This window comes from Mycobacterium mantenii (assembly GCF_001667865.1).
GTDB lineage: Bacteria > Actinomycetota > Actinomycetes > Mycobacteriales > Mycobacteriaceae > Mycobacterium > Mycobacterium mantenii_A.
On sequence record NZ_LZJP01000089.1, the window covers coordinates 220,523 to 242,838 of the forward strand.

Below are 22,316 nucleotides of genomic sequence, written 5' to 3' on the forward strand. Positions count from 1 at the left end.
CTCGTCGCATACTGCTTCTGTATGCAGCCACTCGTCCGCAGGAGACGCCACCGTGAGCACGGAAAACACCCTGACCGGAGACGCCGGCAAGACCAAGCGTTACCACTTTGATCGCCACACCCCCGAGTACCGCGAGCGGTTCACCGCGATCACCGAGGAGATGCACGCCAGGTGCCCGGTGGCGTGGACCGACACCTACGACGGGCATTGGGTGGCCGCGGGCAACCAGGAAGTCTTCGAACTCGCTCGCTGCCCGCACGTGTCCAACGATCACGACGTCACCGGCGAGGGCACCGGCTATAAGGGCATCACGATTCCCACGCTGCCGCAGGGCACCGGCGTCCGCGGCGGCATGCTCGAGATGGACGAACCCGAGCACTCCGCCTACCGCAGCATCCTCAACCCCTACCTGTCGCCGGCGGCCATCAAGCGCTGGGTGCCGTTCGTCGACGAGATCGTGCGGGCCAGCATCGACGAGAAGATCGAAGTCGGGCGAATCGATTTCGTCGACGATCTCGCGAACGTCGTGCCCGCCGTCCTGACTCTGGCGATCATGGGCGTTCCGCTGAAGAAGTGGCAGTTGTATTGCGAGCCGGCCCACGCGGGCGTCTACACCCCCGCCGATTCCCCGGATGCGCCAAGGGTTTTCGAGCAGACGATGGCGATGGTAGCGGACCTGTTCAACCACCTCCTCGAGATCCGCGAGAACCCACGCCCCGGCATAGTGGACGCGTTGGCAAGACTGCAGATCGACGGCGAACCCGCCCCCGACGCCGAACTGCTCGGAATGCTCAGCTTGATCATCGGCGGGGGTTTCGACACGACGACGGCGCTGACCGCGCACGCGCTCGAATGGCTGGGCGAGAATCCCGAGCAACGCGAACTGCTGACGCGGGCGTCGGAAACGCTGCTCGACTCGGCGACCGAGGAATTCCTGCGCTACTTCACGCCCGCTCCCGGCGACGGCCGCACGATCGCCGCCGACCTCGAAATAGCGGGCACCCGGTTCAAGGAGGGCGATCGCCTGTGGTTGTCCTGGGCGATGGCCAACCGCGACCCCTCAGTGTTTCCCGATCCGAATAGGTTGGACCTCGGCCGTAAGAACAACCGGCACTTCAGCTTCGGGCTCGGCATCCACCGCTGCATCGGCTCCAATCTCGCGCGGGTCGTGTTCAAGTCGATGCTCACGGCGGTGCTGGACCGGATGCCCGACTATCGCTGCGACCCCGAGGGCACGGTGCACTATCCGACCATCGGCGTGATCCAGGGCATGCAACATCTTCCGGCCACCTTCACCCCCGGCGAGCGGCTCGGACCGGGGATCGACGAGACGCTGGAGAAGTTGCAGCGGGTCTGCGACGAGCAGGGGATCGCGCGGCCCATCACCGAGTACAAGGAAGCCGCCGTCATCGGCTAGACCGACAGGTCGCGGCGCAGCTTGGCGACGTGGCCGGTCGCCTTCACGTTGTACTGCGCGACGGCGATCTTGCCCTTCTCGTCGACGACGAAGGTGGACCGGATGACGCCGGTGACCGTCTTGCCGTACATCTGCTTCTCGCCGTAGGCGCCGTAGGCCGTCAGCACCTTACGGTCGGGGTCGGACAGCAGCGGGAACGTCAGCTTCTCGGCGTCGCGGAACTTGGCGAGCTTCTCCGGCTTGTCGGGGGAGATGCCGATGACGTCCAGGCCGGCACCGTTGAGCTCGGCCAGGCTGTCCCGAAAGTCGCACGCCTGTTTGGTGCACCCCGGCGTCGAAGCGGCCGGGTAGAAGTAGACGACGACGCGACGCCCCTTGTAGTCGGCCAGCGACACCTTGTTCCCGTCGGCGTCGGGCAGGCTGAAGGAGGGGGCTTTGTCGCCCGGTGCAAGCCGCGTGGTCTCGGTCAAGGTGGTCCCTTTCTGTTCACCGGAGCGTTGGGGTTACCGCCAGCTGATCTAGGGTAGTTCGGGCAGGTGCATGAGCCGGATAGTGGGCGACTTGGAGGACACAGTGGCGGACCGGGACCCCGAAGCCATCAAGCAGGACATCGACGTCGCCCGCGACCAGCTGGCGGCCACCGTCGACTCGCTTGCCGAGCGGGCCAACCCGCGTCGCCTCGCCGACGACCTCAAGGTCCGGGTGATCGGATTTGTGCAGAAGCCCGCGGTGCTGGCGTCGCTGGCCGGGGTCGGGGTGCTGGTCGTGGTGGTGACGGTGCATCGCGTCAGGAATCGCTGACGCGAGGGCCACGTCTTGGATCGCGCCTCGCGGCGACCAGAGGCCCGGCTTACCCCCAGCCCGGCGGGTCGTTCTCGGCCATGTACGCCTCCCACGCGGCGCGTCGCATGGTCCGGGTGTGCAGGTCCTGGCAGATCGCCTGCGCCTCCCCGGCCGAGCCGGCCCGGCCCAGGTCGTGGTGCACCAGCCCGTCGTCGACCCGCTCGGCGCGGAAGCCGCCCGTCGAGACCGCATGGACCCGAAACTCGCTGCGGTCGTCGATGTTGGCATGGAAGTGGCCTTCGTAGGGCTCGACCCACTTCAGCTCCGTTTTCACAAGTCCCCTCTGAGAAGCCCCGTCGGGACAGATCGTAGGTCTCGCGGGGACGCTGGGAAAGGGATTTGTCGGAGATTGATACCCATCGGGCAACCCCCGCTGGAACTGGTGAAGCCACCGAATACCCAGAGATTCGGTGGCTGGTGCGCCGTCAGGGTTTCGAACCCCGGACCCGCTGATTAAGAGTCAGCTGCTCTACCAACTGAGCTAACGGCGCTTGTGGTCGGCCGAGACCGCGTAGGCGACAATAACAGGCGTCCCGCCGCGGAGCGAAATCCCGACCTCGGTCCAGGATACCGCCCGGGGCGAGGGGTGCTTTCCCGTGTTCGCGTCGGTGCGGGTCGGCGGCGCGCGCTCGAGCCAGCCGGATCGCCGGGCCACCGCCGGTGCGGTCTTGTCCCGCAAGGATTTTCATTTCTGGCGACGTCACAACACCGTGCCGCAGAAGGGTGTCCGGTCGGTGCAAAAGGCGGCGTCCAGCTCGGCCAAAGCGCCCTGGCGTGCCCCGGTGATGCGACCGGCCCGGGCAAGCTCGGAAACCCGGTGCGCCCCCATGTAGACGGTGGCCAAGTCGGCCAGACCGATCTCGATGTCCGGGGACCCGTCGTGGGGCGTGCACTTCCCGGCGCCATCGCGAGTCCGGAGCGCAAAGCGCCCTCCAGCGAGGCCGAGCGGGTCTGTGACGTCCAGCACGATGTCGGCGTCGGCGGCGTAGGTGCGGGCGCTGAGCGTCTCGGGGATGTCGTTGAGGCGCACCCACAGGAAGTCGCTCACGCCCTTGGTTTCGGCGGCGCGTTGGTCGACGAGTTTGAGCGGCAGTGGATCATCGGTAGGCACGTCGATCTCGACGCGATAGAACATCTCCAGCACCAACAGCGTCTGCAGCAACTCGGTGTGCGCCTCGTCGGTGACCGGGCAGAAGTCTTCGACGACCACGGTGCCCAGCGGTGGACGGAACGCGTGCTGGTGCGATCCCGCAACCCGGTAGGTCAAAAAGCCGTCGGGGTGAATGGTGTAATGCAGCGCAGATCCGTTGCCGCGCTGGGTCGGTCGGTCGTCCAGGTAGTCGGCCCACCACGCGTCGTCCCGGGATATCGCGCCATTGGTTGCGGCACACCATCGTTCGTAGATCTCGGGCAGGTGCCGTCGCGCCTCGGCGGCGTTGACCTCCCGCGCCCGAATCCGGGTGGGCGCGGTGCGTAACTTCGCGAAGCGGCGGTCGATGGAGTACGTGTGGGTGTAGCTCGATACGCCGGCGCCGAAACCGTCGTACATCGCGGTCTGCGTCGGTACGCCGCAGACGATGGGGTAGCCGCGGTCCAACAGGATGCCGAGCCCCTTGGCGCTGAGCTGCGCCCAAAGTCCCTTGCCCTGATGCGTTGAGGCAACGGCGATCATCGTCAGCCACGCGACCCGCAGGTTGGCGCCACCCGGCACGGTGAGCCGCGAGGGGTAGATGATGGACGTTCCCACCAGATTTGGTCGTTCCGGATCGGAGACATCCTCGGCAATCAGGATGTTGTCCAAGCTGACTCGGCGTTTCCACCCCTCGAGGTCTTCCGGGCCCACCGGATCGCCGAAAGTCCGGGCCTGATTCTCAAAGACCGCCTGCCAATCGTCTTCGGTGGGATGCCGAATGTTGGTGCCGTCGTCCTTGTCATCCATAGCACATCCAATCTGCTTGTAGCCCAGCCAAACCGGCACTGCGCACAGCGAATCCACGTACCGAGTGTGCTTTTACTTTCGATACCCGAGTGCCTGACGGTCAAACCTCGATCCGAACATAGGAGCGATGCGCGCGAATTCGGGCCGATGCGAGCAATTAGATTCCGGGCGGGTCAAACGGCACGCTTTCGGGTAGGCGATAGGCCATGCTGCACGTAATCACCCGGCTTGCGATCGCCGCGCCGCGCCGCATCATTGCGGTCGCCGTGCTGCTCCTGCTGGGGGCGGCGATCTTCGGGCTGCCGGTGGTCAACGGTCTTTCCGGCGGTGGATTCCAGGACCCCACCTCGGAGTCTTCCCGCGCGACCGACACCCTTCGGGACAAGTTCCACCAGACCGATCAGCAGATGCTGATCGTGGTGACCGCGCCCACCGGCGCCCGCGGTGATCAGGCGCGCCGGGCCGGCACGGAGATTGCCGAGCAGCTGAAACGATCGCCGTGGGTGCTCAATGTGTCGTCGGCGTGGACGTCACCGCCCCCGGCCGCGGCCCAGCTGGTCAGCAAGGATGAGAAGTCCGGAATGATCGTGGCCGGCCTGAAAGGCGGGGAAAACGACGCGCAGAACTACGCCAGCGCGCTGACCAAGGACCTGGTGCATGACCGCGACGGCGTCACCGTGCGCGCCGGCGGGATGGCCGTGGCGTATGCGCAGATCAATGACCAAAACCAGCGCGATCTGCTGTTGATGGAGTCCATCGCGATCCCGCTGAGTTTCGCGGTGCTGGTCTGGGTGCTGGGCGGAGTGGTGGCGGCGGCGCTGCCCATCGTCCTTGGTGCGTTGGCCATCGTGTGCACCATGTCGGTGTTGCGGCTGATCAGCTTCGCCACCGACGTATCGACGTACGCGCTGGACCTCAGCATCGCGATGGGCCTCGCCCTGGCAATCGACTACAACCTGCTGATCATCACCCGCTACCGCGAGGAGCTGGCGCGAACCGAGGACCGGGATCGGGCGTTGTACCGCACCATGGCCACCGCCGGTCGGACCGTGCTGTTCTCGGCCACCACAGTCGGTTTGTCGATGGCGGTGATGGCGCTGTTCCCGATGTACTTCCTGAAGTCGTCGGCCTACACGATCGTGGCCACCGCGGTGATCGTCGCGATCGCGGCCGTGGTGGTGACCCCGGCGGCGATCGTGCTGCTGGGGCCCCGGTTGAACACGATGGACGCCCGCCGAATGATGCACCGCATCCTGCACGGGCAGCGCTCATTCCGCGATCCCGCGCACAACCCGCTCGTGTCGCAATTCTGGTACCGGTCGACGAAGTTCGTCCTGCGCCGCGCCATGCCGGTCGGGCTGAGCGTCGTCGTGCTGCTGCTGTTGCTGGGCGTGCCGTTTCTGGGGGTGAAGTGGGGTTTTCCCGACGAGCGGGTGCTCCCACGATCGGCGTCGGCGCGCCAGGTGGCCGACATGCTGGACAGCGATTTCGCGAACGGCCTGGGAACCTCGGTGTCCGTGGTGGTCCCCGACGCCAACGGGGTGACCCCCGGCGAACTGCGGCGCTACGCCACCGAGCTGTCCCGGGTGCCCGACGTGACCGCGGTCACCGCACCGATGGGGACGTTCGTGGCCGGGAAGCGGGTGGGGCCGCCCGCCGCGGCCACCGGCGTGGCCAACGGCAGCGCATTCTTCACCGTGGGCAGCTCGGCGCCGCTGTACTCGCGGGCCTCGAACACCCAGCTCGATCGATTGCATCGGGTCGGCGGCCCGGCGGGGCGGCCGGTGGAGATGACCGGGCTGGCGCAGATCAACCGGGACAGCGTCGATGCGATCACCAAGCGTCTGCCGCTCGTGTTCGCGCTGATCGCGCTGATCACGTTCACACTGCTGTTTTTGCTCACCGGCAGCGCGGTGCTGCCCCTGCAGGCCCTGGTGTGCAACGTGCTGTCGCTGACGGCGGCATTCGGTGCGATGGTGTGGATCTTCCAGGACGGCCACCTGGGTGCGCTGGGCACCACCCCCAACGGGACGTTGAACGCGAACATCCCAGTGTTGTTGTTCTGCATCGCTTTTGGGTTGGCCATGGATTACGAGGTTTTCCTGGTCTCGCGCATCCACGAATACTGGCTGGCGTCGCAGGCCATCCGGGAGACGCGCCCGACGCCGGCCCAGGCGCGCCACGAAACCGACGAGAGCACCGCGCTGGGCATCGCCGGCATCGGCCGGGTGGTCACCACCGCCGCGCTGGTGATGTCGATTTCGTTCGCCGCGCTGATCCCCGCGCATGTGTCGTTCATGCGAATGCTGGGCCTGGGCCTCACCCTCGGTGTGCTCGTCGACGCCACCTTGGTGCGAATGGTGTTGGTTCCGGCCTTCATCCACCTGATGGGCCGCTGGACATGGTGGGCTCCCCGGTGGTTGTCGTGGCTGCGGGACCGGTCCGTGACCGGCGAAGGCGGCGAGGTCGCGGTGGGGCGGGGCCGCTGGGCCCGCGACGCACCCGAGGTGCCGCGACCGATGATCAGAAGGTGGCCGACCAGAGCCGCGCCCGGGCGCAGCTGACACGACGAGGTGCGTTGTAGGGCAATGACTTTCGCATAGACGACACCGGTGCTACCAGACATCGACGGAGAACCCTTATGGCTCAAGCGAATATCGCCGCGCTACTGGCGTTGAGTTCTGCGCTGTGCGTGGCGATCGGCGACGTCCTGCAGCAGCGCGCCGCGCACTGCATCGCCGACCGGTCGACCGGCCCCGTCGAACTGTTCGCCAGCCTGCTGCGTAACCGGCGGTGGTGGTGGGGCGCACTGCTGCTGGTGGCCAGCATCGCGCTGCAGGCCGCCGCGTTGGGCGGGGGTTCGGTGCTGTTGGTGCAGGCGCTGCTGATGTCCTCGGTGCTGTTCGCGCTGCCCATCAACGCCAGGTTCTCGCACCGCACCGTGACCGGTGGCGAATGGGTGTGGGCTGCGTTGCTGACGGCCGCGGTGATCGTGGTCGTGATCGTCGGCAATCCGCAGGCCGGTCATTCGGGCGCATCGCTGCGGACGTGGGCCGCGGTGGCCGCCGTCCTTGGGCCGCTGCTGGTCGGCTGTGTGGTGGTCGGCCGCATCTGGGGTGGTGCCGCGGCCGCGGCGCTATTCGCCTTCGCATCGGGGTCGTTGTGGGGCGTCTTCGCGGTGCTCGCGAAGGAGGTTGTCGCCCGGCTCGGTGACGGTGCTGGCGCGCTGACCCGGACTCCGGAGCTGTATGCCTGCATCCTGGTCGCGCTGGGGGGAGTGGCGTGGAGTCAGTCGGCGTTCCGGGCGGGTCCGTTGACCGCGTCGATGCCGACCCTGCAGATGTCGCAGCCGGTGGTGGCCGCGGTGCTCGGCGTCGTCGTCCTCGGCGAGACGCTGAACACGGGCCGTGCCGGGATGATCGCCCTGGCGGTGGCGGCGCTGGTGATGACCGCGGCGATCGTCAGGCTCGCGCGCGTGGAGGCCGTCAGCACCCGCGACAGGGTCGAGGCGCAGCTGCGTGACGAGGTCGGATTGCCGGCGTAATCGCACCGCGGCGGGCCTGGAAATCGGCCCGCGACGGCCTGGCAATCGGCCGGTGGCGGCGGCTGGACCTCGCCCGAATGACGAATTCATTGCGGTGGTGACACCGAACGGTCGCCCCGCCTCTCGTACGCATGGGAGTGTCGGCGAAAGCCATTAGAATGCCTGCAGCTACCTCGCTGGTCAGCGGTGACCAACTCGAGAAACACAGGGAAGGTCACTGGATGGCGCATTTGCGGAGACGACGATCGTGGCTGGTAGCCGCGATGGTTCCGATTGCTGTCCTCGGCGCCGCCTGTCACAGCAACCAGGCGGCGGCACCGCCGAAGGTCATCTTCGACAAGGGCACCCCGTTCGCCGACCTGCTGGTCCCCAAGCTCACCGCCTCGGTGACCGATGGCGCCGTCGGTGTGACGGTGGATGCGCCGGTGACCGTGACCGTCGCCTATGGCGTGCTCGCGTCGGTCACCATGGTCAACGAGAACGGCAGGTCGATCAGTGGGCAGCTGAGTCCCGACGGGCTGCGCTGGTCGACCACCGAGCAGCTCGGCTACAACCGGCGCTACACGCTGAGCGCGAAGGCGACCGGCCTGGGCGGCGCGGCCAGCAAGCAGATGACGTTCGAGACCAGTTCACCCGCCCATCTGACCATGCCCTACGTCAGTCCGGCCGACGGCGACGTGGTGGGCATCGGCGAGCCGGTGGCGATCCGCTTCGACGAGAACATCGCGAACCGGGCGGCAGCGCAGAAGGCCATCAATATCACCACTAATCCTCCGGTGGAGGGGGCGTTCTACTGGCTGAACAACCGCGAAGTGCGTTGGCGCCCAGAGCGTTTCTGGAAGTCGGGGACCGTTATCGATGTGGCGGTCAACACCTACGGGGTTGACCTGGGCGACGGGATGTTCGGTGAGGACAACGTCAAGACGCACTTCACCATCGGCGACGAGGTTGTCTCGACGGCCGACGACACCACCAAGACGGTGACCGTGCGGGTCAACGGTGACGTCGTCAAGACCATGCCGACGTCGATGGGCAAGGACAGTACTCCAACGGCCAACGGCGTCTACATCATCGGCGCGCGGTTCAAGCACATCATCATGGACTCGTCGACCTACGGCGTTCCGGTCAACTCGCCCAACGGATACCGCACCGAGGTCGACTGGGCCACGCAGATGTCCTACAGCGGCGTCTTCGTGCATTCAGCGCCGTGGTCGGTGGGCGCTCAGGGCCACACCAACACCAGCCACGGCTGCCTCAACGTCAGCCCGAGCAACGCCGAGTGGTTCTACGACCACAGCAAGAGCGGCGACATCGTCGAGGTGGTGCATACGGTCGGGCCGACGCTGCCGGGGATCGAGGGGCTCGGCGACTGGAACATCCCGTGGGCGCAGTGGAAGGCGGGCAACGCCAACACCTGACGTGCCGGTCAGTCGATCTTGTGCCAGTTCCCGCAGCTGCGGGTCATGAACGCGACATCGGTCGGCAGGATCCGGACCACCTGAGGGCCGTCGCCGACGTTGTTGTCGATGATGTCGTTGGTGTCGAAACTGCGCAGCCTGGCCCAATAGCATCCGTATTTGCCGCCATCGGTGCGATAGGTGCCCGCGGCGATGTCTTTGTTGACGATGTAGGTGCCGTTGCTCTCGATCGAAGTCTTGGGCCCCGGCGGGGGTGGCGGGGTGACGGTCTTCGTCACCGTTTTGGTCTCGGCCGGCAGCGTGGAGATCACGGTCGTCGTGGTGTGACTCGAGCCGCCGCAGCCCGCGATGAATAGCGCGACCACCACGGCTGTATACGTCGCCCAGCGGCCCGTGCGAAGCGGGCCCCGTCTGGCCGGGGCGGGAGGTTGTCTGGTCACTGTTTTCCACTCACGGTGCATCCGCGTTGCGGGGAGTCCTTAACACGATAAAAGGTCAGGGAGCGCGATGCTCCCTGACCTGTGGGGTGAGTGACGGGACTCGAACCCGCGACATTCAGGATCACAACCTGACGCTCTACCAACTGAACTACACCCACCACGGCCGCAGGCCGACCTTCGCACGATGAGGGTCAACGAGCGGCGACGTCGATACTAGCCGGTTGGCGGCGCGCCGGCCGAATCGCTTGGCCCCGGTGCGTCTTTTCCGCCGTCGAGGGCGGTGACCACCGCCTCGATTTCGCTGGTAGACGGGCCCGGTGGCGAGACGAATGCGGTCTGCCGGTAGAACTGCAGCTCGCGGATGGATTCATGGATGTCGGCCAGCGCGCGGTGGGCCAGCCCCTTGACCGGCTGGCCGAAGTAAATCCGCGGGTACCAGCGCCGGCAGAGCTCCTTGATCGAGCTCACGTCGATCATGCGGTAGTGCAGGAACGAGTCCAGGGCGGGCATGTCGCGCACGATGAAGGCGCGGTCGGTGGCGATGGAGTTTCCGGCCAGCGGCGCCGTCTTGGGTTGCTTGACGTGTTCGCCGATGTAGTCCAGAACCATCGCCTCCGCGGTCGCCAGGTCGACGGTGGAGGCCCTCACTTCGTCGGTCAGACCGGAACGCGAGTGCATTTCGGTGACCACCTCGCCCATTGCCGCAAGCGCGGCATCGTCGGCATGGATCACCACGTCGACCCCCTCGCCGAGAATGTTCAAATCGGCGTCGGTCACCAGCGCCGCGATCTCAATCAGCTTGTCCGAACCCAGATCAAGCCCGGTCATCTCGCAGTCGATCCACACCAATTCGTCTCGCACAGCGCTCAGACTAGTTGTGATCGCAACTGCGGCGGAGCCGGGCGTGGCGGGTCGCCACCATCAGACGAGGCCCAGGTGACGCCCGCGGCGGCCCTCGCCCCCGTATCCGCTAGAGAAGTAGGGTGAGCGTTGTCGAACTGCATGCCGAACCACCGGGGAAGAGGGGCGCAGCACGATGAGCACCGATTCGGCGGCCACGGCCGCGACGCAGATCGCCGGCGGCTACGCCGTCGACGGCCAGTCGCTGGAATTGGGCACGGTCGTCATCGACGGCGCGGCCGACCCGGCGGCGCAGATCCGTATCCCGCTGGCCACCATCAACAGGCACGGCCTGGTGGCCGGGGCCACCGGAACGGGCAAGACCAAGACGCTGCAACTGATCGCCGAGCAGCTCAGTGCCGCCGGTGTGCCCGTGCTGATGGCCGATGTGAAGGGCGACCTGTCCGGGCTGGCCCGGCCCGGCGAGGGCAACGACAAGACCGCCGCGCGGGCCAAGGACACCGGCGACAACTGGGAGCCGACGGGGTATCCGGTCGAGTTTTTGTCGTTGGGCACCAATGGAATCGGCGTGCCGATACGCGCGACCGTCGACAGCTTCGGCCCGGTGCTGTTGTCGAAAGTGTTGGGGCTCAACGCCACCCAGGAGTCGACGCTGGGGCTGATCTTCCACTGGGCCAAGGATCAAAATCGTCGGCTGGTCACCACGGACGATCTCCGCGGCGCGATCGGCTACCTGACCAGTGACGAGGGCAAGGAAGACCTGAAGTCGCTGGGAGGCGTGTCGGCGACGACGGCGGGCGTCATCCTGCGGGCGCTGGTGAACCTCGATGCCGAGGGCGGGGACACGTTCTTCGGCGAGCCCAAGCTCGACCCGAACGATCTGCTGCGCGCCAACGAGCGGGGCCAGGGCATCGTCTCGCTGCTGGAGTTCACCGGTCAGTCGGTGCGTCCCGTCATCTTCTCCACCTTCCTGATGTGGCTGCTCGCCGACCTGTACGCGAAACTGGACGAGGTCGGTGACGTGGACCGGCCCAAGCTGGTGTTCTTCTTCGACGAGGCGCACCTGTTGTTCGCCGACGCGTCCAAGGCCTTCCTCGAGCAGGTCGAGCAGACCGTCAAGCTGATCCGCTCCAAGGGCGTCGGGGTGTTCTTCTGCACGCAGCTGCCGACGGACATCCCCAACGACGTGCTCTCCCAGCTGGGCGCCCGGATCCAGCACGCGCTGCGGGCGTTCACGCCCGACGACCAGAAGGCGCTGAGCAAGACCGTCCGCACCTACCCGAAAACCGATGTCTACGACCTGGAGTCGGCGCTGACGTCGCTGGGGATCGGCGAGGCCGTCGTCACCGTGCTGTCCGAGAAGGGCGCACCGACGCCCGTCGCGTGGACCCGGATGCGAGTGCCGCGCTCGCTGATGGCCTCGATCGGCACCGACGCGATCGAAGCCGCGGCGAAAAGCAGTCCGCTGCAGGCGAAATACGGTCAGACGGTCGCCCAGCCGGCGCAGCCCCAGGCCGGACCGCGGGATCAGCAAGCCCAGCCCGCGCCGCAGCCGCCGCAGGCCCAGCCCGGCTACCCGCCGGTGCCGCCGAACGAGCCGGTCCCGCCGATGCCGGAACCGGCGGAGCCCAAGGGGTCGAAGGGTCCCTCCATGTGGGAGGAAGTCCTGCAGAACCCGACGGTGAAAAGCGGCATCAACACCGCGATACGCGAGGCGGTGAAGGGCATCTTCGGCACCGGCCGCCGCCGGAGGTAACGCCTACCCGCCGCCGAGCTTTTTGTAGAACGCGCCCACAATGGGCGCCACGATGGCGCGCGGACCGTACCCGCTGGCCACCGACATGGCCTTCGACGTCAGGCCCGGCACGACACGCATCTTGTTGCGCGCCAACGCATCCAGCGATACCCGCGCGGTGTGCTCGGTCGAGATCCAGAGGAAGTCGGGCACCAGCCGCTCGACGATCGAGGCCTCGGTGTCATCGGGCAGGTCGGTGCGTACCGGGCCCGGCGCCAGCAGCGTCACATTGACACCGGACCCGCGCAGTTCGCCGCGCAGCGATTCGCTGAAGGTGTTCGCGAACGCCTTGGTGGCCGCATAAGTCGCGTTGTAGGGGATCGGCGAATTACCCGCCGCCGAGCCGGAAATCAGGATGCCGCCGGCCTTCCGTTCGACCATCCCGGGCAGCACCGCCAACGTAAGGTCGTGCACGCCAAGGACATTCAGCTGCAGCTGCGCCTTTTCACCGGCCGGATTGAGCGTGGCGACCGGACCGAAGGTGGCGGTGCCGGCATTGGCGCACAGGATCGAAATGGGGCGGGCGCCCAGTTCGTCGCACAGTTTCGCGCGTTCGGCCGGGTCGGCAAGGTCGGCGGGGCGAACCTCGACGGTGACGCCGTACTTGTCGGTCAGGCGAGCGGCCAGGTCCTTGAGCAGGTCTTCGCGGCGCGCGGTGACTATCAGGTTGTGTCCGCGTGCGGCGAGTTCGGTGGCGAGCGCTTCACCGATGTTCTGCGAAGCTCCGGTGACAACGGCGCGCGCCTCGGGGCTAGGAGCGGGTATCGGCATGCGCCAATCGTAGACAGCGGGCGATACGTGGCCCGCAGGCGATCGCGGGCGCCTATAGAGTTGCCGGGCATGAGCCAGCCGGAGCCGCGTGCCGCCACGCCCGTGCGGTCGCACGTGTTCGCGTGGGCGCTCTGGGATTGCGGCTCGACCGGTCTGAACGCGATCGTGGCCACCTTCGTCTTCGCCGTCTATCTGACCAGCAGCGTTGGCGTCGGGATATCCGGAACCACCTCGCCGGCGAGCTGGTTGGGCCGCGCTGCGGCCGTCGCCGGGCTGACCGTCGCCGTGCTGGCGCCCGCCGTCGGCGTGTGGGTGGAGTCCCCGCACCGCAGGCGGGTGGCCTTGAGTGTGCTGACCGCCGCCGCTGTGACGCTGACCTGCCTGATGTTCTTCGTCCGCGACCGCCCCGCCTACCTGTGGGCGGGCCTGGTGCTGTTGGGCGCGACGGCCGCCTGCGGCGACCTGGCCAGCGTCCCGTACAACGCCATGCTGCGTCAGCTCTCGACGCCGCAGACGGCCGGGCGGATATCCGGATTCGGCTGGGCGGCGGGTTATCTGGGAAGCGTCCTGCTGCTGCTGGTGATCTACACCGGGTTCATCTCCGGGTCCGGCACCGGACCCGACGCCACGCGTGGCCTGCTGGCAGTTCCCTTGCGGGACGGGCTGTATGTCCGCGAGGCGATGGTGGTGGCCGCGATCTGGTTCGCGGTGCTGGCGCTGCCGCTGCTGTTCGTCGCGCACCGGCTGAGCGAATCGCCGGAGGCGCATCAGCCGACGAGCATGCTGGGTGGCTATCGCAAGCTGTGGACCGAAATCAGCGCGGAATGGAGGCGCGATCGCAACCTGGTGTACTTCCTGTTCGCCAGCGCGCTCTTCCGGGACGGGCTGGCGGCGATCTTCGCGTTCGGTGCGGTGCTCGGCGTCAACGTGTACGGCATCTCGCAGGCCAACGTGCTGATCTTCGGGGTGGCCGCCAGTGTGGTTGCCGCGGTGGGCGCGGTGCTGGGCGGGTTCGTCGACCACCGCGTCGGATCGAAACCCGTCATCGTGGCGTCCCTGTCCGCGATCGTCGTCCTGGGCCTGACCTTGATGGTGTTGTCCGGGCCGGTGGCGTTCTGGGTGTGCGGGCTGCTGCTGTGCGTGTTCATCGGGCCGTCCCAGTCGTCGTCGCGCGCGCTGCTGCTACAGATGGCCAAGCACGGCAGGGAAGGGGTCGCGTTCGGCCTCTACACCATGACCGGGCGGGCGGTGGCGTTCGTCGCGCCGTGGCTGTTCTCGGTGTTCGTCGACGTTTTCGGCGCCGTGCGGGCCGGCCTGGGCGGGATTTCGCTGGTGCTGATCGCGGGGCTGGTGGCGATGCTGGTGGTCCGCGTTCCGCTGCGCGGCGTCGTGGTGACCGAGCCCGCGGTAGAACCGTCGTAGCCGGCCGCGCTAGCCGCGGGCGTCGCAGATCGTCAGGCCGCCGCCGACCCGCTTGCTGACCTGAACCCCGTCGACGGTGAGCGTGCAGGTGACGCTGTGACCGATGTTGACGATCGTGACGTTGGCCGGGTGGGAAGCGGACTTCGACAGGCTGACCTCTTTGCTCCAGGGCAGCGCGACGTTGAATTCGGTCTGGATGAGCCCGCCGGTATCGATGTACATGATGCTGATCGCGCGCCCCTCACCGCTGACGGTGTAGACAACGTCTTGCATTGCGGCCGGCCCGGTCGTCTCGGGCGGCGTCTCGGGGCCGCTGGTCGGCGGTATCGGGACCGGGATGAGCGACGGTGACCGGTGCGTCGTCGTGGTCGGGCTCTGCGGGCTCGGCTCGGGCATCGCCGGCAGCGGCGGGACGGCGGTCTGGGTCTTGATCGCGTCGTTGGCGAGCACCAGCGCGATCACCAAAGCGACGACCAGCAGGACCGCCGCGCCGGCGCCGAGCCACAACCATCGCGACGACTTCGGCCCGTCCGGCGGCGGGGGAGCCATGCCCGGCGGCAGGCCGCCCGACGGGGGAAGGTCCTGCTGCCAGTAGGCCGGCAGCCGTTTGGTCGTGTTCGTTTCGTCCGGGGTGGGCGCCCAGGGCGACGGTGTTGCGCCGTAGTGGGGCGCGTACGGCGTCTGGTCGGCGTACGCGGGATCAGCGGAGGGCGAATACCTCGGCTGCTGCGGCCCCGGCTGCGATGTACTAAACCGCTCGGTGGGACGTGAATCGTTCATGTCCACCTCATGGCTTGCAGGGTACCTGGACTCGGTGTTAAAACCCTGAGTCACTTTACGACGGGCAGCTCAGGGGCACTGATTTCCGGCGGCGAGCGCGGCCACCGTCATCGCCCGCATGACGCTGCGCGATCGCGCCGCGCGCACGGTCTTGCTGCGTGCAGTATCGGGGGACTTCATGCTGTGCGGTGTCGAATTCAGCAGGCCGAACACGGCGTGCGCGGTCAGCCGGGCGTCCGCCTCGGCCAGCTCGGGGTTCAGCTCCCGCAGCACGCCCACCCAGACCTCGACGTATTGGCGCTGGGATTTGCGCACCTGCTTTTCGGCGGCCTCCGGCAGGTACGCAAGGTCGCGATCCTGAATGCGGATCAGGTCGGGCTCGTTGAACACGAAGTCCAGATGGAAGTCGATCAGCCCGTCCAGCGCGGCGGCGGCGTCGGGGGTGTCGGTCTGCACCTGCCGGGCGCCGGCGAGCAGCCGGGTGCTGATCCCCACCAGCAACTCGACCAGCAGCGACTCTTTGTTGGGGAAGTGCCGGTAGATGGCCGGCCCGCTGACCCCGGCGGCGGCCCCGATGTCTTCCAGCCGCACCGCGAGGAACCCGCGCTCGGCGAAGAGCCGCTCGGCGGCCGACAGCAGTTGTAAGCGGCGGTCGGACTTCAACTGGCTGCGGCGGTTTGGGGCATCGGCGGCACCGGCCCGGCCCTCGGAGGCGGACGTTGTCATGACGTACCTCCGTTTGGCTGATTGGCCCCAACGTAGCACGAGTTACTCGCGATTAACTCGCATTTTTCGACCGCTGCGGTCCTCCCTGGACCGGCAACGGCGGCAATGGTATTCTCACTCCTTGAGTTAATGAGCATTAACTCAATAGCCCGACCGCACGACGGCAAGGAGGCTGCTGCGGCGATGGACAACGTGGCGACCGCGCCCGCGAAGGCGTCGTTCTCCGATGAGCACCGCCGGCTGGTCGGTGAGTTGAACACCAAGCTGGCGGCCGCGGCACTGGGCGGAAACGAGCGCGCGCGGGAGCGCCACGTCAGCCGCGGCAAGTTGCTGCCCCGCGAGCGGGTGGACCGTCTGCTCGACCCGGGTAGTCCGTTCATGGAGCTTTCACCGCTGGCCGCGGACGGCATGTACGGCGACGAATCCCCCGGCGCCGGGATCATCACCGGCATCGGCCGCGTGTCGGAGCGCGAGTGCGTGATCGTTGCCAACGACGCGACGGTCAAGGGCGGCACCTACTACCCGATGACGGTCAAGAAGCATCTGCGCGCGCAGGAGGTGGCGCTACAGAATCGGCTCCCGTGCATCTACCTGGTGGACTCCGGGGGCGCGTTCTTGCCGCGGCAGGACGAGGTGTTCCCCGACCGCGAGCATTTCGGACGCATCTTCTACAACCAGGCGACCATGAGCGCCAAGGAAATTCCGCAAGTGGCCGCGGTGCTCGGTTCGTGCACGGCCGGCGGCGCCTACGTGCCGGCGATGAGCGATGAGGCCGTCATCGTCCGCGAGCAGGGCACGATCTTCCTGGGCGGCCCGCCCTTGGTCAAGGCGGCGACCGGGGAGATCGTGTCGGCCGAAGACCTCGGCGGCGGCGACCTGCACTCCCGGGTGTCCGGTGTCACCGACCACCTGGCCGAAGACGACGAGCACGCCCTGCGGATCGTGCGCGCGATCGCGGCCACCTTTGGCCCGCGCGAGCCCAGCCCGTGGGACGTGCGAACCCCGCTCCCGCCCACCTGCGCGCAGACGGAGCTTTACGACGTGGTGCCACCCGACCCGCGGGTGCCCTACGACGTGCACGAGGTGATCGTGCGGCTGGTCGACGGCGGCGAATTCAGCGAATTCAAGGCCAATTACGGCAAGACGCTGGTGACCGCGTTCGCCCACATCCACGGCCACCCCGTGGGCATCGTGGCCAACAACGGTGTGCTCTTTAGCGAATCCGCCTTGAAGGGAGCACATTTCATCGAGCTGTGCGACAAGCGCAAGATCCCGCTGCTGTTTCTGCAGAACATCGCCGGCTTCATGGTCGGCCGCGACTACGAGGCCGGCGGCATCGCCAAGCACGGCGCCAAGATGGTCACCGCCGTCGCCTGTGCCCGGGTGCCCAAGCTGACCGTCGTGATCGGTGGATCCTATGGGGCGGGCAACTATTCGATGTGCGGCCGGGCATATTCGCCACGCTTCCTGTGGATGTGGCCCAACGCTCGCATCTCGGTGATGGGCGGTGAACAGGCCGCGTCGGTGCTGGCCACCGTGCGCGGCGAGCAGCTCGCCGCCGCCGGCAAACCGTGGTCGGCCGACGAGGAAGAGGCGTTCAAGGCGCCCATTCGCGAACAGTACGAAAGCCAGGGCAACCCCTATTACTCCACGGCTCGACTCTGGGACGACGGGATCATCGACCCGGCCGACACCAGAACTTTTGTCGGGCTTGCCCTTTCGGTGTGCGCCCAGGCGCCGCTGGAACCCGTCTCCTACGGCGTCTTCCGGATGTGAGTGCAGTGTTCGAGACCGTACTAGTGGCCAACCGCGGCGAGATCGCGGTGCGGGTGATCCGGACCCTGCGACGGCTGGGCATCCGCTCGGTCGCCGTCTACAGCGATCCCGACGATGGCGCCCGGCATGTGCGCGAGGCCGACGAAGCGGTGCGGTTGGGACCCGCCGCGGCGCGCGAGAGCTATCTGAACATCGACAAGGTCGTCGAGGCGGCCCTGCGCACCGGATCTCAAGCGATCCACCCCGGGTATGGATTCCTCTCCGAGAACGCCGATTTCGCGGCCGCCTGCGAGCGGGCCGGGGTCATCTTCCTGGGGCCGCCGGTCCGCGCGATACAGGTGATGGGCGACAAGATCACCGCCAAGAACGCGGTCGCCGCCTTCGACGTGCCGGTGGTGCCCGGCGTGGCCAAGCCCGGGCTGAGCGACGACGACCTGGTCGCGGCCGCGGACGAGGTCGGATATCCGGTGCTGATCAAACCGTCCGCGGGCGGCGGCGGCAAGGGCATGCGACTGGTGGAGGAACCGGCCAAGCTGCGCGAGGCGCTGGTCGGGGCGCGGCGCGAGGCCGCCTCGTCCTTCGGCGACGACACGCTGTTCCTCGAACGATTCGTGTTGCGGCCCAGGCACATCGAGGTGCAGGTGCTCGCCGACACGCATGGCAACATCGTGCACCTCGGCGAGCGCGAGTGCAGCCTGCAGCGACGCCATCAGAAGGTGATCGAGGAGGCGCCCTCGCCGTTGCTCGACGAGGCGACGCGGGCGCGCATCGGGGCGGCCGCCTGCAACACCGCACGCAGCGTCGATTATGTCGGCGCGGGCACGGTCGAATTCATCGTCTCCGCGGACCGGCCCGACGAGTTCTTCTTCATGGAGATGAACACCCGCCTGCAGGTTGAACATCCGGTCACCGAGGCGGTCACCGGGCTGGACCTGGTCGAGTGGCAGCTGCGGGTGGCCGCCGGCGAGAAGCTGGTGATCGCCCAGGACGACATCGAACTGCACGGGCACGCGATCGAGGCCCGCGTGTACGCCGAGGATCCGGCTCGCGGATTCCTGCCGACCGGCGGGCGGGTGCTGCAGGTTTCCGAGCCGTCCGGTGCCGGTGTGCGGGTCGACTCCTCGCTGCTGCCGGGGACGGTGGTCGGCAGCGACTACGACCCGATGCTGAGCAAGGTGATCGCCCACGGGACCGACCGCGACGAGGCGCTGGCGAAGCTCGACCGGGCTTTGAGCCGCACCGCGATCCTGGGAGTCCAGACCAACATCGAATTCCTCCGGTTCCTGCTCGCCGACGAACGGGTGCGAGCCGGCGATCTGGACACCGCGCTGCTGGACGAGCGGCTGTCGGACTTCGCTCCGCTGCCGGCACCCGATGACGTGCTCGCGGCGGCCGGTCTCTATCGGCAGTCGGCGCTGGCGTTTTCGGCTCGCCGCTTCGCGGGCAATCCCTGGGCGGCGCCGACGGGGTGGCGGGTCGGCGGTAGCCCGGCGCCCGTCCGCACCGACATGCGCACCCCGCTGCGCAGTGAGACGGTGTCGGTGTGGGGGCTGCCCCAGGCGGCCACCGTACAGGTAGGCGAGAATGAGACCCATTCCGCCGCAGTGCAAGTTGAGCGCGACCGGATGAGAGTGACGCTGGACGGTGTGCGCCGCGAATACCGCTGGGCCGAGGCGGACCGGCATCTGTGGATCGCCGACGAGCGGGGAACCTGGCACCTGCGTGAGGCGGAGGAGAACAAGATCCACCGCGCCGCGGGCGCGCAGCGGGCCGAGATCGTCAGCCCGATGCCCGGCAGCGTGATCGCGATTCAGGCATCCTCGGGCGCCGACGTTTCCGAAGGCGACGTGGTGGTCGTCGTCGAGGCGATGAAAATGGAACATTCGCTTGCCGCACCGATTTCGGGACAGGTGGAGGTGCTCGTCTCCGTTGGCGATCAGGTGACGGTGGACCAGGTGCTGGCCCGGCTGGCGCCCGAAGAAAGCAAGGATTAAGGGATCATGACGACAACGATTACCGCGGGAACGCTACCCAAGGAATACGAAGACCTGCGCGCCACCGTCGCCGATTTCGCACGGACCGTGGTCGCACCCGTGTCGGCGAAACACGATGAGGAGCACAGCTTCCCGTACGAGGTCGTCGCCAAGATGGGCGAGATGGGGCTGTTCGGGCTGCCGTTCCCGGAAGAGTACGGCGGCATGGGCGGCGATTATTTCGCGCTGGCGCTGGCCCTCGAGGAGCTCGGCAAGGTCGACCAGTCGGTGGCCATCACGCTGGAAGCCGGCGTGGGGTTGGGCGCGATGCCGATCTACCGGTTCGGCACCGAGGAGCAGAAGCAGAAGTGGCTGCCTGACTTGGTCGCCGGACGGGCGCTGGCCGGCTTCGGGCTGACCGAACCGGGCGCCGGTTCCGACGCCGGTGGCACGCGCACCACCGCGCGGCTGGAAAACGGCGAGTGGGTGATCAACGGCGCCAAGCAATTCATCACCAACTCCGGCACCGACATCACCTCGCTGGTCACCGTCACCGCGGTCACCGGGACCGTCGGCGACAGCAAGAAAGAGATCTCGACGATCGTCCTGCCCAACGGCACACCGGGATTCACCGTCGAGCCGGTGTACAACAAGGTCGGCTGGAACGCCTCGGACACCCACCCGCTGACCTTCGCCGACGCTCGCGTGCCCGAGGAGAATCTGCTGGGCGCCCGCGGAACCGGGTATGCGAACTTCCTGTCCATCCTCGACGAGGGCCGCATCGCGATCGCCGCGCTGGCCACCGGGGTGGCACAGGGCTGCGTCGACGAGAGCGTCAAGTACGCCAAGGAACGCGAATCGTTCGGCAAGCCGATCGGCTCCTACCAGGCGATCAGCTTCAAGATCGCGCGGATGGAGGCGCGGGCACACGTCGCGCGCACGGCATACTACGATGCGGCAGCAAAGATGTTGGCGGGCAAGCCTTTCAAGAAGGATGCGGCGATCGCGAAGATGATCTCCTCGGAGGCCGCGATGGACAACGCCCGCGACGCCACCCAGATCCACGGCGGCTACGGCTTCATGAACGAATATCCGGTGGCGCGGCACTACCGCGACAGCAAGATACTCGAGATCGGTGAAGGGACTACCGAAGTGCAGTTGATGCTCATCGCGCGATCGCTCGGGTTGTCATGAGCGCACCCGACCAGGAAGGCAAGTCGATTGTCCAGCGGGGCTTGTGGTTTGAGGAGTTCGAGACCGGCACCACCTACCTGCACCGGCCCGGCCGCACCGTCACCGAGGCCGACAACGTCCTGTTCACCACGCTGACGATGAACACCCAGTCGCTGCACCTCGACGCGGCCTGGGCCGCCGAGCAGCCCGGCTTCCGGGGCGAGCGGCTGGTCAACTCCATGTTCACCCTCTCCACACTGGTCGGGCTGTCGGTGTCGCAGCTGACGCTCGGCACCATCGTGGCCAACCTGGGTTTCTCCGAGGTGTCCTTCCCCAAGCCCGTTTTCCACGGCGACACCCTGTACGCCGAAACGGTGTGCACGGGCAAGCGCGAATCGAAAAGCCGGCCCGGCGAAGGCATCGTCACCCTCGAGCACACGGGACGCAACCAGCACGGCGAGGTCGTCGCGCTCGCCGTGCGCACCACGCTGGTGCAGAAGCGCCCAAGCAACCAGGAGACCAAGTGAACCTGCAAACCGCCGGCCCCGGATGGCTCTTCTGCCCGGCCGACCGTCCCGAGCGTTTCGCCAAGGCCGCCGCTGCCGCCGATGTGGTGATCCTCGACCTCGAGGACGGCGTGGCCGAAGCGGACAAGCCCGCGGCGCGCAAGGCATTGCAGGAGACACCGCTGGACCCCGAGCGCACCGTCGTACGGGTCAACGCGGCCGACACCGCGGAATACCCTCTCGACCTCGAAGCCTTGGCCGGGACCGCGTACACCACGGTGATGTTGTCCAAGACGGAGTCGGCCGCGCAGGTGACGGCGCTGGCGCCGCGCGATGTGATCGCGCTGCTGGAGACGCCGCGCGGTGCGGTGTTCGCCACCGAAATCGCGGCGGCACAGGGCACCGTGGCGCTGATGTGGGGCGCCGAGGACCTGGTGGCCGCGCTCGGCGGTAGCTCCAGTCGCAAGGCCGACGGCACCTACCGGGACGTCGCCCATCACGTGCGGTCTGCGGCCCTGCTCACGGCGTCCACCTTTGGCCGGGTCGCGCTCGACGCGGTGCACCTGGACATCCGGGACCTGGATGGTTTGCGGGACGAGGCCGAAGACGCCGTCGCGCTGGGTTTCGCCGGCACGGTGTGCATCCACCCGAGCCAGATCCCGGTGGTCCGCGAGGCGTACCGGCCCAGCGACGAGAGGCTGGACTGGGCACGACGGGTGCTGACGGCGGCGCGTTCCGAGCGCGGGGTCTTCGCGTTCGAAGGACAGATGGTCGACTCGCCGGTGCTCAAGCACGCGCACATGACGTTGCGCAGGGCGGGTGAGACCGTCCCCGACTGACGGCTTCGGGAACCGCCCGGACGGAATTCCTGCGCCGCAGCGCGACACGCTGCGCCGTCTTCGCAATCCCGCGGTCTCTTCTCGTTTGAGCGC

20 protein-coding genes and 2 tRNA genes are annotated in these 22,316 nt (G+C 67.5%); 12 read left to right on the plus strand and 10 right to left on the minus strand.

The window, feature by feature from the left end:
- Positions 1 to 52: 52 nt before the first annotated feature.
- On the plus strand, positions 53 to 1,417 hold the full coding sequence (locus A5688_RS14750; RefSeq protein ID WP_067829088.1) for a cytochrome P450: 1,365 nt from the start codon (positions 53 to 55) through the stop codon (positions 1,415 to 1,417).
- Here the strand turns inward: A5688_RS14750 and bcp are convergent.
- Positions 1,414 to 1,887, minus strand: coding sequence for a thioredoxin-dependent thiol peroxidase (gene bcp / locus A5688_RS14755; protein ID WP_067829090.1), 474 nt, complete (start codon positions 1,885 to 1,887; stop codon positions 1,414 to 1,416). The two genes, A5688_RS14750 and bcp, sit on opposite strands and share 4 nt — an antisense overlap.
- A gap of 103 nt (positions 1,888 to 1,990) precedes the next feature.
- On the opposite strand from bcp, the gene A5688_RS14760 reads away from it, so the two are divergent.
- A complete protein-coding gene (locus tag A5688_RS14760; RefSeq protein ID WP_067829201.1) occupies positions 1,991 to 2,218 on the plus strand; it encodes a DUF3618 domain-containing protein in 228 nt (75 codons plus the stop codon).
- A 49-nt stretch (positions 2,219 to 2,267) separates the two neighbouring features.
- Here the strand turns inward: A5688_RS14760 and A5688_RS14765 are convergent, their stop codons facing one another.
- The 3 genes from A5688_RS14765 to A5688_RS14780 all read right to left on the minus strand — a co-directional run bounded on the left by A5688_RS14765 (position 2,268) and on the right by A5688_RS14780 (position 4,199).
- Entirely contained in the window at positions 2,268 to 2,534 is a 267-nt protein-coding gene (locus tag A5688_RS14765) for a hypothetical protein (protein WP_067911432.1), read from the minus strand.
- 141 nt (positions 2,535 to 2,675) lie between these two features.
- Positions 2,676 to 2,751: transfer RNA gene (locus A5688_RS14770), tRNA-Lys, on the minus strand.
- A 209-nt stretch (positions 2,752 to 2,960) separates the two neighbouring features.
- Complete coding sequence (locus tag A5688_RS14780; protein WP_067911429.1) at positions 2,961 to 4,199, minus strand: GNAT family N-acetyltransferase; 1,239 nt, start codon at positions 4,197 to 4,199, stop codon at positions 2,961 to 2,963.
- 206 nt (positions 4,200 to 4,405) lie between these two features.
- On the opposite strand from A5688_RS14780, the gene A5688_RS14785 reads away from it, so the two are divergent.
- The 3 genes from A5688_RS14785 to A5688_RS14795 all read left to right on the plus strand — a co-directional run bounded on the left by A5688_RS14785 (position 4,406) and on the right by A5688_RS14795 (position 9,161).
- Positions 4,406 to 6,763, plus strand: coding sequence for an MMPL family transporter (locus tag A5688_RS14785; RefSeq protein ID WP_067911427.1), 2,358 nt, complete (start codon positions 4,406 to 4,408; stop codon positions 6,761 to 6,763).
- A 77-nt stretch (positions 6,764 to 6,840) separates the two neighbouring features.
- On the plus strand, positions 6,841 to 7,743 hold the full coding sequence (locus tag A5688_RS14790) for a DMT family transporter (RefSeq protein WP_067911423.1): 903 nt from the start codon (positions 6,841 to 6,843) through the stop codon (positions 7,741 to 7,743).
- Positions 7,744 to 7,964: 221 nt separating this feature from the next.
- Positions 7,965 to 9,161, plus strand: a complete 1,197-nt coding sequence (locus A5688_RS14795; RefSeq protein ID WP_067829103.1) for a L,D-transpeptidase — start codon at positions 7,965 to 7,967, stop codon at positions 9,159 to 9,161.
- An 8-nt stretch (positions 9,162 to 9,169) separates the two neighbouring features.
- Here the strand turns inward: A5688_RS14795 and A5688_RS14800 are convergent, their stop codons facing one another.
- From A5688_RS14800 to orn, 3 genes are all read right to left on the minus strand, one after another.
- The gene (locus A5688_RS14800; protein WP_242663208.1) at positions 9,170 to 9,526 is read right to left on the minus strand and encodes a hypothetical protein; all 357 of its coding nucleotides are present in this window, start codon (positions 9,524 to 9,526) and stop codon (positions 9,170 to 9,172) included.
- Positions 9,527 to 9,683: 157 nt separating this feature from the next.
- Positions 9,684 to 9,759 (minus strand) — tRNA-His (locus A5688_RS14805).
- 55 nt (positions 9,760 to 9,814) lie between these two features.
- Complete coding sequence (gene orn / locus A5688_RS14810; protein ID WP_067911421.1) at positions 9,815 to 10,462, minus strand: oligoribonuclease; 648 nt, start codon at positions 10,460 to 10,462, stop codon at positions 9,815 to 9,817.
- Positions 10,463 to 10,637: 175 nt separating this feature from the next.
- On the opposite strand from orn, the gene A5688_RS14815 reads away from it, so the two are divergent.
- On the plus strand, positions 10,638 to 12,218 hold the full coding sequence (locus A5688_RS14815) for a helicase HerA-like domain-containing protein (RefSeq protein WP_067911418.1): 1,581 nt from the start codon (positions 10,638 to 10,640) through the stop codon (positions 12,216 to 12,218).
- Positions 12,219 to 12,221: 3 nt separating this feature from the next.
- Here the strand turns inward: A5688_RS14815 and cmrA are convergent, their stop codons facing one another.
- The gene (gene cmrA / locus A5688_RS14820) at positions 12,222 to 13,028 is read right to left on the minus strand and encodes a mycolate reductase (RefSeq protein WP_067829112.1); all 807 of its coding nucleotides are present in this window, start codon (positions 13,026 to 13,028) and stop codon (positions 12,222 to 12,224) included.
- 69 nt (positions 13,029 to 13,097) lie between these two features.
- Here cmrA and A5688_RS14825 point away from each other — a divergent pair, with 69 nt between their 5' ends.
- Complete coding sequence (locus tag A5688_RS14825; protein ID WP_067911414.1) at positions 13,098 to 14,450, plus strand: MFS transporter; 1,353 nt, start codon at positions 13,098 to 13,100, stop codon at positions 14,448 to 14,450.
- A 9-nt stretch (positions 14,451 to 14,459) separates the two neighbouring features.
- On the opposite strand, the gene A5688_RS14830 is transcribed toward A5688_RS14825, so the two are convergent.
- Together A5688_RS14830 and A5688_RS14835 are read right to left on the minus strand one after the other, a co-directional pair.
- Complete coding sequence (locus A5688_RS14830; RefSeq protein WP_082951064.1) at positions 14,460 to 15,236, minus strand: MmpS family transport accessory protein; 777 nt, start codon at positions 15,234 to 15,236, stop codon at positions 14,460 to 14,462.
- Positions 15,237 to 15,299: 63 nt separating this feature from the next.
- Positions 15,300 to 15,956, minus strand: a complete 657-nt coding sequence (locus A5688_RS14835; RefSeq protein WP_067911411.1) for an SACE_7040 family transcriptional regulator — start codon at positions 15,954 to 15,956, stop codon at positions 15,300 to 15,302.
- A gap of 183 nt (positions 15,957 to 16,139) precedes the next feature.
- On the opposite strand from A5688_RS14835, the gene A5688_RS14840 reads away from it, so the two are divergent.
- From A5688_RS14840 to A5688_RS14860, 5 genes are read left to right on the plus strand one after another with little or no spacing between them, the layout of a single operon-like run.
- Positions 16,140 to 17,732, plus strand: coding sequence for a carboxyl transferase domain-containing protein (locus A5688_RS14840; protein ID WP_067911408.1), 1,593 nt, complete (start codon positions 16,140 to 16,142; stop codon positions 17,730 to 17,732).
- Positions 17,733 to 17,737: 5 nt separating this feature from the next.
- A complete protein-coding gene (locus tag A5688_RS14845) occupies positions 17,738 to 19,726 on the plus strand; it encodes an acetyl-CoA carboxylase biotin carboxylase subunit (protein WP_067911405.1) in 1,989 nt (662 codons plus the stop codon).
- A gap of 6 nt (positions 19,727 to 19,732) precedes the next feature.
- Positions 19,733 to 20,899, plus strand: coding sequence for an acyl-CoA dehydrogenase family protein (locus tag A5688_RS14850; protein ID WP_067829132.1), 1,167 nt, complete (start codon positions 19,733 to 19,735; stop codon positions 20,897 to 20,899).
- Entirely contained in the window at positions 20,896 to 21,405 is a 510-nt protein-coding gene (locus tag A5688_RS14855) for a MaoC family dehydratase (protein WP_067829135.1), read from the plus strand. The genes A5688_RS14850 and A5688_RS14855 overlap by 4 nt, the downstream gene beginning before the upstream one ends.
- Positions 21,402 to 22,223 carry an HpcH/HpaI aldolase/citrate lyase family protein gene (locus tag A5688_RS14860; RefSeq protein ID WP_067829138.1) on the plus strand — a complete coding sequence of 274 codons (822 nt, stop codon included), beginning with the start codon at positions 21,402 to 21,404 and terminating at the stop codon, positions 22,221 to 22,223. The genes A5688_RS14855 and A5688_RS14860 overlap by 4 nt, the downstream gene beginning before the upstream one ends.
- Positions 22,224 to 22,316: the final 93 nt, after the last annotated feature.